Genomic DNA, 14,391 nt, shown 5'->3' with positions numbered 1-14,391 from the left:
CCTCATCCTGTTGAGAGGACACCAGGGAGGTTTTAGCAATGTTGCTGTATCCAGTCAGAACCTCCCTGGTGACGCGCTGTCGATCCAAGTCGGGCGTCGTGGGGAGTTCCCGAGGGTAGCCTTCGTTGAAAAATTCGAGCACAGCCGCCTCATACGATTGCGGCGTGGGCAGGTGCATCTCCAGGCAACAGGAATGGTGTCGGCAGCATTGGGTTCGGGGAGGAAGCCGATCAACGGCGCCTCAGGCGTTCAGTGGAAGGTGGGCAAGCTCGCGACGCGATGCGTTCTTGCGTTCTTGGCTGCCATGGACAACGCGTCCACTATTCTTTCGGGGCTCGCCGGTTTGGTGACGCCCTCCGGGTTTTCGATAAGGCCGGGGTTCACGGTGAAATACACCACCCCAAGTCCGAATCCGGAAAAGAGGGCGCGGGCGATGGACGGTCCCGTGATTCCATCCCCGAGCCGGACGTCGATGATGGCGATGTCTGCTTCGGCGCCGAGCTCCAGAGCCTCCGACATGTTCCCCGCGATGCCAGTGATTTCGAATCCGGCGTCGATCGCGACGTCCTCGATCACCAGAGCGATTTCCGGTTCGTCTTCCACGATAAGCAGGCGCATGGTTCGTCTCCAGGGCGGCTACAAAATCGGCGCGACGCTCTCTGGCGTCGCCAATCGAAAACACTGCCCACCACAAGCGGTTCCACGTGTAGGACTTGAGTCTCAAGTACCCCCAACCAAGGTCCGGGATCCGGATGCCTCGCTGAGATCGCGCGCCCGCGCCCTGTCCACGATCCGCACGACCGAAGTGTCCGAGGACCAGACCTTGATGTCAGGCCCGAACTCTTTCAGTTTCCACCAAAGTACGGCTCTCATATCTAGCCTCTTCTACCAAAGTAGAGGGGTCTACGTCGGACCAAAGTCCGTTTGCGCTCGCAGAACAAAGTTAGAGTGTAGGCGTTGGTGATCTTCCAACAATGTCGGCGGCGGGGATTTGGCCGCTCCGAGTTGAATGTACGAAAAAGGCAGAAATCAAAAAGAGTCCCTTCATCTGTACGAAAGTATCTTTTGGTTGACGTGGCGAGAGATCTGCAATGCTTTCATTTAAAGATGAGGATCGACGCGACACACTTCATTCTGACCAGCCTCTGGTCTCAGTAGTCATCCCGGCCTTCAACGCGTCTAATTATATTGAGCGCACGCTTCGGTCCGCTGTTCGCCAGACCTACGCCGCCCTGGAGATTATCGTTGTCAACGACGGTTCCACGGACAACACCGCAAAACTCGTCGAGCAGATAGCGGTGTCGGACTCTCGGATCCGCCTCCTGTCCACCCCCAACCGCGGTGTCGCCGCCGCGAGGAATACTGGGATCGAGGCATCATCAGGTCGATTCGTTGCATTCCTCGATGCGGACGATCTCTGGCACCCAACGAAAATCGAAAAACAGGTGAACGGGCTCAACCGGTTGCCTTCGCACTGGGCTGCGGTCTACACGCTGCATTACATCATCAACGAGGACGACGAGATCATTCGCCCTGGCAGTTCCGATGTCGCAAGAGGATATATCTACGCCCGGCATCTGAACGTTAAGTATATAGGGAATGGAAGCGCGCTTCTCGTCCGGCGGAACGCCGCGCTTGCGATAGGTGGGTTCGATAGCTCATATGCAGCAGCCGGTCTTGGAGGCTGCGAGGACCTCGATTTCGAGCTCAAGCTAGCCGCACGCTACTTCATCGAAGTCGTTCCCGAACGGCTGGTGGGATATCGAAAGCATCCCGGCAGCATGTCTTCCGATCACCTGCGAATGGGCAAAAGTGCTCTGGAGGTCGTTAAGCGCTCGCTGGCCGCAAATCCGCAGCTCCCCCGATACGCGATCGGAAGTGCAATCGACGCCACCCGAAAATATGCGTTTTGGGAATTCCGACAGGCTCGGAGAAGCTATCTGTCACTCGTGACGCTTCGGCCGATATTACGAAGCGACCCGTGTTTCGTGGTTCGACTTGTGCTCGAGAAGGGTCTGCGCGGAATACAACACTGTCTTCGTCTCGGGACGACCACAGCAAACCATGAATATCAACCGCGAATGAAGATGAAATTCGACGATCATATTGCTCCTTCGCGTCTGGAATGCCCAAAGGAGACCCCGCGATTACGACGTCATCTGATGCGGCTGGCTGCGGTGGATGCCAAGCTGAATTCAGCCCTCGCTCCCCGAGCGAACGGCACCTGAGGAGAGGAATCGCGGGCCTTGGAAGCAGGCCCGCGATGCTTCAATTTATTGGACGACCTCAATCACCGTGCGGGTCTTCGGATTGACGAGCACACGTTTTTTGTTGACGACTACATAACCGTAATCAGGTTGATCGGGGATCGTGTGGATCTCGACCGTGTCAGGAAGCGCCGTACCGACTGCGACGTCACCTTCAAAGGTGACGGATGGCGTTTCCTGTTTTTCGACATAGGTTCTGACCTCGCCAGGAACGACGACCGTCGTCGTCTGCGCGACCGCCGCGCCTCCGAGTGACAGAAACAGCGCTGCGGCAGAGATGACCAGTGTTTTCATGTTGTTAACCTCCCAGGATTTTGAGTGTCCCGGTAAACGCCACCGATACGATATAGTTCCTCCGCTACACGGAGCGCCTGTGGCCCAGCTGGGTAAAGGCATAAATGCCCGTCTCCCTGATTCGCGCCATCACGGAACCGAATCAATGTTCACGCTTGTCAGGAGGTCTCGCGTCATGAATAACTCCCGGATCCAAGCCCATCCGTCCGCTCCGAGCCGGCCGCGTCGTCGACCTGAACCTTGTGGCGGTTTTCCCCGTAGGACAATCGCCACCGGACTAGCTCGTCAGCGCCAGGGCCTTCCTTGATTTCGAGATCAGCCGGGTTCACGTGCTCACCGGTTTCCTGGTCGATGAAGCTCCAATGCACCTCGGCGCCTGTTTTGCGATTGACGAACGTCATCGGCGGTTCTGAAGCCCCGGACAATCCCAAGCGGTCACCGATCTGAGCGAGCACAGGCATCATAGGCGCGATTTGCCATCCCTTCTGGGTCAGGAGGTACTCGAACCTTTCCGGGTTTACCTGATAGCGCCGCCGCTCGATGAGACCATTTGCCTTGAGGTGTCGCTGAGCGTTGCATTGGTCACGCCCGACGACAGTGCGCGTGAAAGGTTTTCGATGAGCGCCGGATAAAAGGGGTTCTGCATATCGGAGACGACGATGCCGATGATATTCGTCCTGCTCCTTGAAAGCATGCTGGCGATGGCATTCGGGTGGTAATCCATTTCGGCCGCGTGCTGCAGATTTTTTTTCCCGCAGATCCGCGGCGATGCTGGCGCCTGGCGTGAAGGCGCGCGAAACGGCGGATTGACTGACGCCGACCATGCGAGCAAGCCCGCGCGCCGTGATAGGCTTGGTTTCATACCGTCATCCGGCGATCCAGCCTTGCGCAGTGTCATCTCTCCTGACCGCTTTCCTCCGAGACCGTAAGTTGTCCGTTCTGGTATTTCAACGGACCACGCAATACCGCACGCTCGGCGATGAGTATGTGGCGATCTCGCTCTTTGTCGACGAACAATGGGAAACCCCGCCCGGCAAGCAGAAATGTGGACACCGGAGGGGCGCGCCGGGCCGATCCGCGCCGCTTCGGCGCACCGCCGGCCATCGAGCGCGCTCCTGTTCCCGACTGGCTCTCGAAATCGCCGCTCGATTATGCACATAGCAGGCCATCAACTCCGCTTGAGCTCGAATGGTGGTCAATCTAGCGTATGCTCCGTTCGGCCTTATCGTACGATTTCGAACTGCTCTTGTTCCGAGCCCGTTATCTCATGTCGATGTGCGTGTTTCGTTAAGTTGACGATGCCGGATTCGGAGTTCCTCGCAAGTTCCCTCAATCAGCCGGCAGACGACATCGCGGTACGCTTACGACGTTTTCACTGGGCCGTTCACCCGCTGGTTTCGAAGCAATTGCTTCATGTTTTCAAAGCGCTGGCCATGTTCGGCATCTCGACGCAATCCGACAGCCGAACAGAGGATATCGACGACGACGAGGGCCGCGATGCGCGAGATCGTCGGCGTATAGATATCGGTATTGTCGAGCGTCTCGACCAGGATCGCCACATCGCAATGGTCGAGCAGTGGCGAGCGCGATCCGGAAACCGCGATCACTTTGGCGCCGCCATCCTTGGCCACCTTGGCCACCTCAATCATTGCGATCGTGTGCCCGGTATTGGAGAAGATCACCGCAACGTCGCCGGCCTGCATCATGGATGCCGTCATCAATTGCTGGTGGGTGTCGGCCTGTGCGCCGCAAGGCACGCCAAACAGCGGAAACTTTTGCTGCGCATCGAGCGCCACGATGCCGGAGGCACCGAGACCGAAGAACTCGATACTCCGAGCCCCGCTAAGCAGGGCGATGGCTTCACCCAGCGCCTGCGTATCGAGATGGCTGCGCGCCCAATCGAGGCTGGTCATCGTATAGCCGAAGATCTTCTCGACCAGTTCCGCAGTGCTGTCATTCTTCGAAAGCACGGAATGGGTCGCGGTCGTACCGAGCGCCAAGCTATGGGCAAGCCGGAGCTTGAATTCCTGGTAGCCGCTGCAGCCGATCGCCACGCAAAAGCGGATCACCGTCGGCTCGCTGACATCGGAAAGTGCCGCAGCCTCCGCGAGCGCGGCGTTGAGAATGCGGTTGGGATCCTCCAGCACGCGGTTGGCCACCTTGCGCTCGGATTTGCGAAGACCAGGCAGTGCCTGCCGCACGATTTCGAGTATGTTTTGCCCGGTATTGCGGCTGGATATCTCTTCATATGCCATCTGAGATTTCCTGCCACTGTGCACTACGCACCGTCAAGACGAAACTCGATGCCGTAGCGGGCGCGATGAAGCGTGATGGGTGCTTGCTCAGCCGCATTGTCGATCTCATCGGGCGCGATGGTGTTGAATGCGAACATGCCGTAGTGATGGGCGATCATCGCGGCGATGGCGCAGCGACCGGAAAGCGTAATCGCTTCGGCAAGCGTCAGGTTGCCTGCAAAGCCGGACGTTCTCAGCGCCTCCGAGCGGCCATTGACCGGCAGAAGTGCCAGATCGGGCGCAAAGGCCTTGATCTCCTCACTCTGCCCGTCGAACGGCATCGTATCGCCTGAGTGGAAGATTCTCACATTGCCGAAGCCCATGCCGTAGCCGAGAAACCGGTGTTTTCCTGCCTCGTCGCGCTCCAGGGTTTCGTGCGCGGCACGCATGACATGGAGCTCCAGGCTTCCAATCGTTTTACGATCACCGGCATCGACCTCAATCAATCGGCTGGCATCGAGACCGATCCGCTGCATGGCGAACTCACGCGAAGCAGAGGGCACCACGAAGTTCAGCTCAGGCAGGCGTTTTGCCAGCAAGCTCAGCGTCTCGCCGTCCATGTGGTCGCTGTGATGATGCGTGCACAGCACAAGGTCGACCGGCCCGAGCTGATCCGGCGTCAGTGGTGCAGGGACCATCCTCTCATGCGAAAAAGCGGCATCGCGATATTTGACCGCAAGCGAATCCGAGAGATAGGGATCGATGACGATGCGCCGGCCATCCGCATCGATCACGAAACCGGCCTGTCCGAGCCAGTAGAGCGAGACGCCGTCGCCCGGCCCCATCTTGAGCCTAGCCGCGAGCGGTTCGTCGAAGGGGATCGTACGAAGCATGATCATGGGTCAGGCCGTCAGCGCATGCTGTTTCAGGCCGAGCGATTCCATCAGATTGAAGACCGCCATCTCGGTCGCGCGGTTGACACTTTCCTCGGTATAGCCCCCGATATGCGAACTGGCGATGACGTCCGCCCGCGAGGCAAGGCCGGGAAAAGCGGGCGGCTCGGGATCGAACACGTCGACGCAATAGCTCCGCAACTGCTTGGCGTCGAGCGCCTCGATCAACGCGGCCTCATCGACCAGCGAGGAGCGGGCCGTGTTGACCAGGATCAGGCCCGGCTTCACCGCCGCCAGCATATCGCGATTGACCAGCGCGCGGTCCTTGCTCGGTGGGCAATGCAGCGTCAGGATATCGGCTTCCCGGAAAATCTCGTCATGCTTTGCCCAGCGAAAACGTGCGGGATCGATGCCAACGTCGGGACGGGCGGGATCGAAAGCCATCACGTGTGCGCCCATTGCGGCCGCCAGCCGAGCAACCGTGCCGCCGACCGCGCCGCAACCTATGATGCCGATCGTGCGGCCGAAGAATTCGATGCCGCGCCGGCGCGGCCAGTTGCCGGCCTTCAGTCCCTGGTCTGTATGGGGCAGATGGCGCATGGCCGAGAAGATCATGGCGATGGCGAGCTCCGCCACCCCCCGCGCGTTGGCGCCGTCTGCCGTGCGGACTGCGATGCCGCGCGATTTCAACTCGCCAAGCGGCAGGTTGTCGAGACCAGTGCCATTGCGGCTCACGACACAAAGCCTCGACGCAGCGGCGATCACCTTCGGAGACACCGGCTCCACACCTGCAAGCCAGCCTGTGACATCAGGCACCAGCCGCAGCAATTCCGCTTCGTCTGGCAGCTTGCCGGATGTCGCATAGACGATCTCGACGCCCTGGCGGGCCATGCCCTCGATTGCGGGATGCGGCGCTTCGGTCAGCGAGCGCGGCGTGACGAGCACTTTGTGACCCACGGTTCAGCCTTTCGTAACATCGATCGCGATCTTCGAGATGGCGTCGAATTCCGGTCCTCTCGGCGGTATGTCGATATGGAAGACTTCCGCGATCACCTCCGTCCAGCCGTGGATGAAATAGACCCAGCCATCTTCTATCTGGAGGTTGCGCGCCTTCTCCTGCGCCCGGGCCTGGTCGAGAAAGATCAGCTCGCCGCGATAGTTAAGGTCCCAGGCGACGCCGTTTTCGGGAAAAACCACGGCATTCGTCAGCGGCGAACCGGGCGCATCCTTGCCGAGGCCGGTGGCATTGATCACCACGGAGCCCGGCTTCAATCCGGCCACGATCGCGTCATTGCCCGAGGGCTGCGGCGCCAGCACATATTCGACCGGCACGGTCCTGCCCATCGCATTGTGAATGCGCTTGATCTCCTCGATACGGTGCTGGCTGCGATTGGAAACGATGATGCGCGATGGCCTGTCGCCCGCGCGCCGCTTATGCATCATGTGCCATGTCAGCGCGATCGTCGAGCCACCCGCACCGATCGAGAAAAGCTCGGCGCCGGTGCGCTCGAAATAGCCGTCCGGCAGAAAGGCATCCATCGCCAGGCCCGATGAGATCGGGTCCTTGGCGTGGCAGATAAGCTTGCCGTCGCGCTTGGAGATGCAGCTCGTCTCGTCCATCAGCCGCGCATGCGGATCGATCTCGTCGAACATATTCTTGCAGGCATTGAAGAGATCGATCTTGTGGGTGGTCACCAGCGCGCCCAGCGACATCGGATCGTCGCGGATGAAGGCGACGGCCTGGCGATAGGCTTCGGGCTCGGCATGCGAGGGGAAATCGATGCCCCTGATACCTGCGTCTTTCAGCCCGAGATGATTGGCCCAGGCTGGAAACACCTTCATGATCGAACTCTTGCCCGTGGTCACGCCGATGAAATAGAGCGTCGGCCGGGTTGCCGGAGCATAGAAGTTCATCGTGATCCTCCCCCTCGCTAGTCGAGCCTAGCCATGATGCTGTCGACCAGCGCCTGCGGCCGGGTCAAATAGGCGGTGTTGTCGATGGCCTTCCATCCGCCCCTGCCGTCATCGACGATGCGGCTCTTCATGCCGCCTGCCTTGGCGATGACGTCGTAATCCTGGCCGGAATCGGCGGGATAGGCGAAGGTCATGACCAGCGGCTCGCTGCCGACGTTGACCGAACGATGAATCCAGAACGGCGGCACATAGCAAATCGCCTTGGGGCCGATCTCGACGGTGCGGATATCACCTGCCGGGCTTTCGAGCAGCATGACGCCGAGCCCGCTTTCACCGTAATACATTTCCGGCCGGTTCGGCCGTGCGTGGATATGGCCGCGCGTCATGTGATATTCTCGGCCCACCTTGCCGGGTTCCATGCGGGTGACGCCGATGATGATGTCGCCGGCATTTGCCGAAGGTTTGTAGTCGGTGACTTCATAGGCAACCTCATCGCCGCGCGCGGCGACGACCGCCGCAAACGCTTCGGCGTCCTCATAGAGGCCTTCCAGATCGCGGAATGTCTTCACATAGCGGTTGGTGGCGCCTTTCAGCTGTCCGGCTGCGATGTCGACATATCCGATGCCCGGCTCAAACAAAGCCATTGCTATCCTCCAGTTCGTTTCCGGTAGTTATACTACATAACGGCGATTGAAGCGCAAGTGATGGAGCCCGCCAAACCGCTTCATTTTTGACCGCTGCGACGCAAAATACTGGTTTGCACCGCAATAAGGGTCATCATTGTGCGCGCAGTTCATTAAAGTGGGGGGAGCGGCGGCTTGACGCTGTGAGAAAAATGTATTTTAACTACAAAAAGGAGGCCGCATTGCTTCCATGTCATGGAATCGGAGGAGAAACCCATGAAGATTACCCTATCAGGATGCGTGCTGGCTGCCGTCATGAGTGTTGGCTCGTTCGGCGCTGCACAGGCTGCCGATTGCAAGGTCGGCATCGCGATGTACACGCTCGGCGCTCCCTATTTCGCCGCACAGGTTGCCGCCGCCGAGGACCAGGCCAAAAAGGCCGGTTGCGAAGTGACCAGCGCCGACGGTCAGAACGACATGGCCAAGCAGATCGCCGACGTCGAAGACATGGTTGCCAAGGGCGTCAATCTGCTGATCCTCAACCCGCGTGATCCGGAAGGTCTCGTTGCCGCCGCTGATGCTGCCACCACTGCCGGCGTCAAGGTTGTGGTCATGGATTCCTCGATCAGCACGAAGGCCAATGTCATCACCCAGGTCCGTTCGTCGAATGACCAGAACGGCTACCTCGTCGGCCAGTGGCTTGCCAAGGCCATGCAGGGCAAGCCGATGAGGATCATCCTTCTCTCGGGCGACAAGGGCAATGAAGTCGGCCGCGATCGCCGTCTCGGCGTCTTCAAGGGGCTCGTCGAAGGCCAGTTGGTCAACGAAGGCAAGGTCAGCTTCGAAGTCGTCGGCCAGGGCTGGGGCGGCTGGGCCCACGAAGGCGGTCTCGCTGCCATGGAAGACTTGCTGACCGCGCATCCGGACGCCAATGTCGTGCTCGGTGAGAACGACTCCATGGTGCTTGGCGCGATGAAGGCGCTCGAAGCCCAGGGCAAGACCGACGTGCTGGCGCTCGCCGCTGCCGACGGCCAGAAGGAAGCGCTCGCCCTCATCAAGGATGGGAAATACGGCGCAACCGGCCTCAACGATCCCGATCTCGTGGCCCGCACGGCGGTCGATATCGGCCTTAAGGCGGTGAAGGGCGAACTGCCGGACAACTTCCCGAAGCTCAACCTGACGACGCCTGACGTTATCACCAAGGACAATGTCGACAAGTATTACCGTGCCGACGCTGTCTTTTGACACTCTTCTCCCGAGACGGCTGTACAAGTCGTAGAGATGAGACGGCGGGGCCCAACTCCTCCGTCGTCTCATTGCCTTCTGTCCGGAGCACCACTGTGACCGAACTTGTCAAACTCAAGTCCATCTCCAAGTCGTTTGGCGGCATCCACGCCTTGAAATCGGTGGGTTTCGATGTCCGGCCCGGCGAGGTCCACGCCCTGCTCGGCGAGAACGGCGCCGGCAAGTCCACGCTGATGCGGGTCCTCGGCGGCGAAATGGTTCCCAGCCACGGCGAAGTCGTCATCGATGGCAAGCCGGTCGTCTTCCGCGATCCCCGGGATGCGCGTGCGCTCGGCATTGTCATCATTCATCAGGAACTGGCGTTGGCGCCCGACCTGACCGTAGCGGAAAATATCTTCCTGGGCGAACTGCCCGGTGTCATTTCCCATGCCAGCCTGCGCAAGCGTGCCAAGGACCTTATCGATCGCCTCGGCTTCAAGATCGATCCCGGCCGCATAGCCGGCACGCTCGCGGTTGCCCACCAGCAGGTGGTCGAGATCGCCAAGGCGCTGTCGCGGGATATCAAGATCATCGTCTTCGACGAGCCGACGGCCGTGCTCGCCGCGCAGGATGCGATGAAATTGCATGAGATCATCCGCGGCCTTCGCGATCGGGGCGTGGGCATCGTCTATATCTCGCACCGCCTCGAGGAAGTCTTCGACATTGCCGACCGCATGACCGTGATGAAGGACGGCCAGACTGTCGGCACGGTTGCCACCAGCGATGTCAAGATCGACGACATCATCCGCATGATGGTCGGCCGGCCGATATCGGCCATGTTCCCCGAGCGCGGCAAGCGTGTCATCGGCCAGGAAATGCTCAAGGTCGAACATCTCAATGCTGGGCGCATGGTGCGTGATGTCAGCTTCTCGGTTCGATCAGGCGAGATCGTCGGCCTCGGCGGCCTGATCGGTTCGGGCCGCACGGAAGTCGCCCGCGTTATCTTCGGCGCCGATCCGCTGGAGAGCGGCACGATCACGCTCAAGGGCAAGATGCTCAAGCCGAGATCGCCCAAGGACGCAGTGGAAGCCGGAATTGGCCTGGTGCCGGAGGACCGCAAGCAGCAGGGCGTCATTCTTGACAAGCCGATCCGCGTCAATTCCACCATGGCAAAAATGTCGTCGGTGGTGAATGCCTTCGGCTTCCTCAAGCGGACCCAAGAACGCGCTGATGTCACGGCACTGGGCAAGAGTCTCAGGCTCAAGGCATCGAGCGTGGATGCGCCGGTGTCCAGCCTATCCGGCGGCAACCAGCAGAAGGTCGTGCTGGCCAAGTGGTTCCACGCCGACGGCGATGTCATCATTCTCGACGAACCCACACGCGGCGTCGATGTCGGCGCCAAGAGCGAAATCTATGCGCTGGTCAACAAGCTCGCCGAGGATGGCAAGGCTGTGCTCGTAATCTCGTCCGAGCATCAGGAACTGTTCGGTCTCTGCGATCGCGTGCTCGCCATGGGGCGGGGCCGCATCCGCGGCGAACTGACGCCCGAGACCTATAGCGAAGAAAATCTGCTGGGCCTGTCGATGACAGGCGGCGCACTAACAGCAAATCAGGGTGGCCAGGCATGACAAGCACGACAGACACCGCCATGCAGCCGGAAGAAAAGACCAAGGTCGATTACCGGTCCATCATCCAACGCTTCGGCACGCTCGCGATTTTCCTCGTGCTAGTCGTTGTTGCGACGATATGGTCGGAGAACTTCCTCAGCCGTGGCAATATCCTCAACGTGCTGCGCCAAGTGGCGTCCAGCGCGGGCATCATGGCGGTCGGCATGCTGTTCGTCATTCTGACGCGCGGCATCGACCTCTCCGTCGGTTCCGTCATGGCGCTGGGTTCGGTCCTGACCGGCTATTTCTGTGCAATTTCCGGCTACGGCGCCGTGACCACCATTCTCATGGTTCTCGCCTGCGGCGCACTCTGCGGCCTGGTAAGCGGCGGCTTCATCGCCTATTTGCGGCTACCTTCCTTCGTCATGTCGCTGGCGATGATGGCCATTGCGCGTGGCCTCTCGCTGATCATCTCCGAGGGCCGGCCGATACCGCTCGACGAGGCGGGTGCCGCCTTCAGCCGTTTCGGCTCGGGCTTCCTGTTCGGCATTCCGCAGCCGGTGCTGCTGATGTTCGCCGTCTTCATCGTCGGTGGCGTGGTGCTCAATTTCACCCGCTTCGGCCGCATCGTCACGGCTATCGGCTCCAACGAGGAGGCCGTCCGCCTGTCCGGTATCGCCGTACCGCGCTACATTCTCGCGGTCTATATGATCTCCGGCGTACTAGCGGCGGTTGCTGGCATCATTTCGTCCAGTCGCACCGGGGTGGGTTCGGCGCAGGTCGGCGTCGGCGCCGAGCTCAATGTCATCGCTGCAGTCGTGATCGGCGGCGCGAGCCTCATGGGCGGCAAGGGCGGTGTGATCAACACGCTGCTCGGCGCATTGGTCATGGGCATCATCGCTAATATCATGAACCTCGCCGGCGTGCCGGGCTACCACCAGCAGGTCTATATGGGCGCTATCATCGTCGTCGCCATGCTGTTGCAATACTCGACCGGCTCGTTGAAGCGCTGAGGCTGGAGGGGCAATTCGCATGACCTCCGCCCTCACGCTCGCGATCGATGTCGGCACGGGAAGCGTCCGCGCCGCCCTGGTCGATGGGGCGGGCAGGATCGTCACCATCGCTGCCCGTGAACACGACCAGATCGTGCCGCGCTTCGGTTGGGCCGAACAGCGCCCGGCGGATTGGTGGGCGGGCGTCGTGGCAAGCATCCGCAGTGTGCTTGCCGAAGTGCCGGATGCGAAGAGCCGTATCTCCGTCGTCGTCGCCTGTGGCCAGATGCACGGCACCGTGCTGGTCGATGCCGATGGCCGCCTGATGCGCGACGCGGTGCCGCTGTGGAACGACAAGCGCACGATCGACCTGGTCCGCGATTTCGAGCGTGACAATGCGCCCATCGCCTATCTCGCCGAAAGCGGCAATCCGCCAACGCCGGCCTGGCCAGGCTTCAAGCTCGCCTGGTTGCGAGACCACGATCCGGAAGCCTATGCCAAGGCCACCCACGTCATCATGCCGAAGGACTACATCAACCTCCGTCTGAGCGGCGAAATCGCCATGGATGAAGGCGATGCGTCGTGCTCGTTCCTGATGAACCCCGGGACGCGGGCGTGGTCGCCAGCCATGGTGAAACGCCTTGGCCTCGATGTGTCGAAACTGCCGCCGATCCGCAATCCATTGGAAATCCTCGGGGCCATCACCGAGGCGGCTGCGGCCGAGACCGGCCTCGCCACCGGTACGCCGGTGCTTGTAGGTGGTGCGGATTATCCGGTCGCACTGCTCGGCTCCGGCACGTCGCGACCCGGCCTCGTCTCCGATGTGACTGGCACATCCTGCATCCTGACGCTGATCGCCCGCGCGCCGCTGCTCGATCCCGATATCTCCAACGTTGCGACGGTCGAGGGCAATTGGGGGCCGTTCGTGCTGCTCGAAACCGGCGGCGACGCCATGCGCTGGGCGCGCCGCGCGCTGCATGAGGGCAAGGAAAGCTATGACCAGCTCGTTGCCCGAGCCGACGCCGCACCCGTGGGGTCCGATGGCCTGTTCTTCCTGCCCTTCCTGACCGGAGAACGGCTCGGCACCCATCGCAATGCTCGCGCCCAGTTCTTCGGTCTCGGTGCCGCTCATGGCCTGAGCCATCTCAACCGCGCCATCCTCGAAGGCGTGGCCTTTGCCGGCGCGCGGCATCTCAAGATCATGGAAAATGCGTCCGGCCAGAAGATCGAACGCGCCATCGCCTCCGGCGGCGGTGCCAAGACCGAACTCTGGCTCCGCATCAAGGCGAGCATCTACGGCGTGCCGATCGTGGTGCCCGAGGAGCAGGAATGCGGCATCCTCGGCTGCGCGGCTATGGGCGCGGTCGCGACCGGTGCCATGTCTTCGCTCGATGACGCGATCTCGGCCTATGTCCGCTATGCCGATGAAATTCAGCCTGATCCAGCCTGGCACGAACGCTACAGCCGCATGCAGCCGATCTTCGACAAGCTCTATTTCAATAGCCAGTCGCTCTATGACGATCTCGACGCGCTGGCTGAGACACAATTGCAGGAAGGTTGAGGAAAGAATGTATCTCGAATTGTTCAGCCTCAAGGGCAAGACGGCTGTTGTCACGGGTGCCGCGCGCGGCATCGGCTTTGCCACGGCCGATGCGCTGAGCGAAGCCGGCGCCACGGTCGTCATCACCGACATGAACGGCGAGGCAGCAGCCAAAGCGGCCAAAGAGCTTCGTGCCAAGGGCCGTTCGGTCGACAGCGAGACACTCGACGTCACCGATCCCCGCGCCGTCGAGCGCGTGCATGCGGCGATCGTCGCCAAGCATGGCCGGGTGGATATTCTCGTCAACAATGCCGGCATCGCCATTTCCAACCGTCCTGCCGAGACCATGGACGATCCGACCTGGCTCAAGGTCATCGACGTCAATCTCAACGGCCTGTTCTGGTGCTGCCGCACGTTCGGCAAGGCGATGCTGGAACAGGGCGGCGGAAATATTGTCAATGTCGGCTCGATGTCCGCCGAGATCGTCAACCGGCCGCAGGAACAGGCGCAGTACAATGCATCCAAGGCCGGCGTGCACCACCTGACGCGCTCGCTCGCCGCGGAATGGGCGACGCGCAACGTCCGCGTCAATGCGGTCGCCCCGACCTATATCGAGACCGAACTGACCCGTTACGTTTATGACGACCCCGAAATGATGAAGCATTGGGTCGGCAATACGCCCATGAACCGGATGGGCCAGCCGCCGGAAGTCGCCGCCGTCATCCTGTTTCTCGCATCCGACGCGGCGAGCCTGATGACCGGCTCAATCGTGACCGCCGATGGCGGCTACACTGCCTGGTAAT

Annotated in this window: 15 protein-coding genes; 6 read left to right on the top strand and 9 right to left on the bottom strand. The window is 60.8% G+C overall.

The annotated features are described in order from the left end of the window. Positions 1-249: 249 nt before the first annotated feature. Complete coding sequence (locus tag G9X64_RS07120; protein WP_171376250.1) at positions 250-618, bottom strand: response regulator; 369 nt, start codon at positions 616-618, stop codon at positions 250-252. A gap of 473 nt (positions 619-1,091) precedes the next feature. On the opposite strand from G9X64_RS07120, the gene G9X64_RS07115 reads away from it, so the two are divergent. Next, complete coding sequence (locus G9X64_RS07115) at positions 1,092-2,228, top strand: glycosyltransferase family 2 protein (RefSeq protein ID WP_171376249.1); 1,137 nt, start codon at positions 1,092-1,094, stop codon at positions 2,226-2,228. Positions 2,229-2,273: 45 nt separating this feature from the next. Here G9X64_RS07115 and G9X64_RS07110 read toward each other — a convergent pair whose 3' ends face one another. The 8 genes from G9X64_RS07110 to G9X64_RS07080 all read right to left on the bottom strand — a co-directional run bounded on the left by G9X64_RS07110 (position 2,274) and on the right by G9X64_RS07080 (position 8,246). Beyond that, entirely contained in the window at positions 2,274-2,561 is a 288-nt protein-coding gene (locus G9X64_RS07110; protein WP_168317138.1) for a DUF1236 domain-containing protein, read from the bottom strand. A gap of 173 nt (positions 2,562-2,734) precedes the next feature. Beyond that, positions 2,735-2,962 (bottom strand): hypothetical protein, encoded by a 228-nt coding sequence (locus G9X64_RS36425; protein WP_246270928.1) that lies wholly within the window; start codon positions 2,960-2,962, stop codon positions 2,735-2,737. A gap of 116 nt (positions 2,963-3,078) precedes the next feature. Beyond that, a complete protein-coding gene (locus G9X64_RS36415) occupies positions 3,079-3,459 on the bottom strand; it encodes a hypothetical protein (protein ID WP_246270927.1) in 381 nt (126 codons plus the stop codon). Positions 3,460-3,922: 463 nt separating this feature from the next. Beyond that, positions 3,923-4,816 (bottom strand): SIS domain-containing protein, encoded by an 894-nt coding sequence (locus G9X64_RS07100; RefSeq protein ID WP_168311112.1) that lies wholly within the window; start codon positions 4,814-4,816, stop codon positions 3,923-3,925. Between the two features lie 23 nt (positions 4,817-4,839). Beyond that, positions 4,840-5,694, bottom strand: a complete 855-nt coding sequence (locus G9X64_RS07095) for an MBL fold metallo-hydrolase (protein ID WP_168317137.1) — start codon at positions 5,692-5,694, stop codon at positions 4,840-4,842. 3 nt (positions 5,695-5,697) lie between these two features. Further along, entirely contained in the window at positions 5,698-6,645 is a 948-nt protein-coding gene (locus G9X64_RS07090) for an NAD(P)-dependent oxidoreductase (RefSeq protein WP_312864030.1), read from the bottom strand. Positions 6,646-6,648: 3 nt separating this feature from the next. Then, positions 6,649-7,602 (bottom strand): shikimate dehydrogenase family protein, encoded by a 954-nt coding sequence (locus G9X64_RS07085; RefSeq protein ID WP_168317136.1) that lies wholly within the window; start codon positions 7,600-7,602, stop codon positions 6,649-6,651. Between the two features lie 17 nt (positions 7,603-7,619). Beyond that, on the bottom strand, positions 7,620-8,246 hold the full coding sequence (locus G9X64_RS07080) for a glucose-6-phosphate isomerase (protein ID WP_171376248.1): 627 nt from the start codon (positions 8,244-8,246) through the stop codon (positions 7,620-7,622). Between the two features lie 255 nt (positions 8,247-8,501). Between G9X64_RS07080 and G9X64_RS07075 the strand changes: the two genes are divergently transcribed. From G9X64_RS07075 to G9X64_RS07055, 5 genes are all read left to right on the top strand, one after another. Then, positions 8,502-9,470, top strand: coding sequence for a sugar ABC transporter substrate-binding protein (locus G9X64_RS07075; RefSeq protein WP_168311116.1), 969 nt, complete (start codon positions 8,502-8,504; stop codon positions 9,468-9,470). A gap of 95 nt (positions 9,471-9,565) precedes the next feature. Beyond that, a complete protein-coding gene (locus G9X64_RS07070) occupies positions 9,566-11,077 on the top strand; it encodes a sugar ABC transporter ATP-binding protein (protein WP_171376247.1) in 1,512 nt (503 codons plus the stop codon). Continuing rightward, the gene (locus G9X64_RS07065) at positions 11,074-12,069 is read left to right on the top strand and encodes an ABC transporter permease (protein WP_376766389.1); all 996 of its coding nucleotides are present in this window, start codon (positions 11,074-11,076) and stop codon (positions 12,067-12,069) included. Before G9X64_RS07070 ends, G9X64_RS07065 begins: the two co-directional genes overlap by 4 nt. Positions 12,070-12,088: 19 nt before the next feature. Further along, the gene (locus tag G9X64_RS07060) at positions 12,089-13,609 is read left to right on the top strand and encodes a xylulokinase (protein ID WP_168311118.1); all 1,521 of its coding nucleotides are present in this window, start codon (positions 12,089-12,091) and stop codon (positions 13,607-13,609) included. 7 nt (positions 13,610-13,616) lie between these two features. Continuing rightward, on the top strand, positions 13,617-14,390 hold the full coding sequence (locus G9X64_RS07055; RefSeq protein ID WP_168317132.1) for an SDR family NAD(P)-dependent oxidoreductase: 774 nt from the start codon (positions 13,617-13,619) through the stop codon (positions 14,388-14,390). The last annotated feature ends 1 nt before the right edge of the window (position 14,391 follow it).

Source organism: Rhizobium sophorae, assembly GCF_013087515.1.
In the GTDB taxonomy this organism is placed as follows: domain Bacteria; phylum Pseudomonadota; class Alphaproteobacteria; order Rhizobiales; family Rhizobiaceae; genus Rhizobium; species Rhizobium sophorae.
The sequence above is the reverse complement of the archived record's forward strand: the minus strand, read 5'-3'. Positions and strand labels throughout refer to the sequence as shown.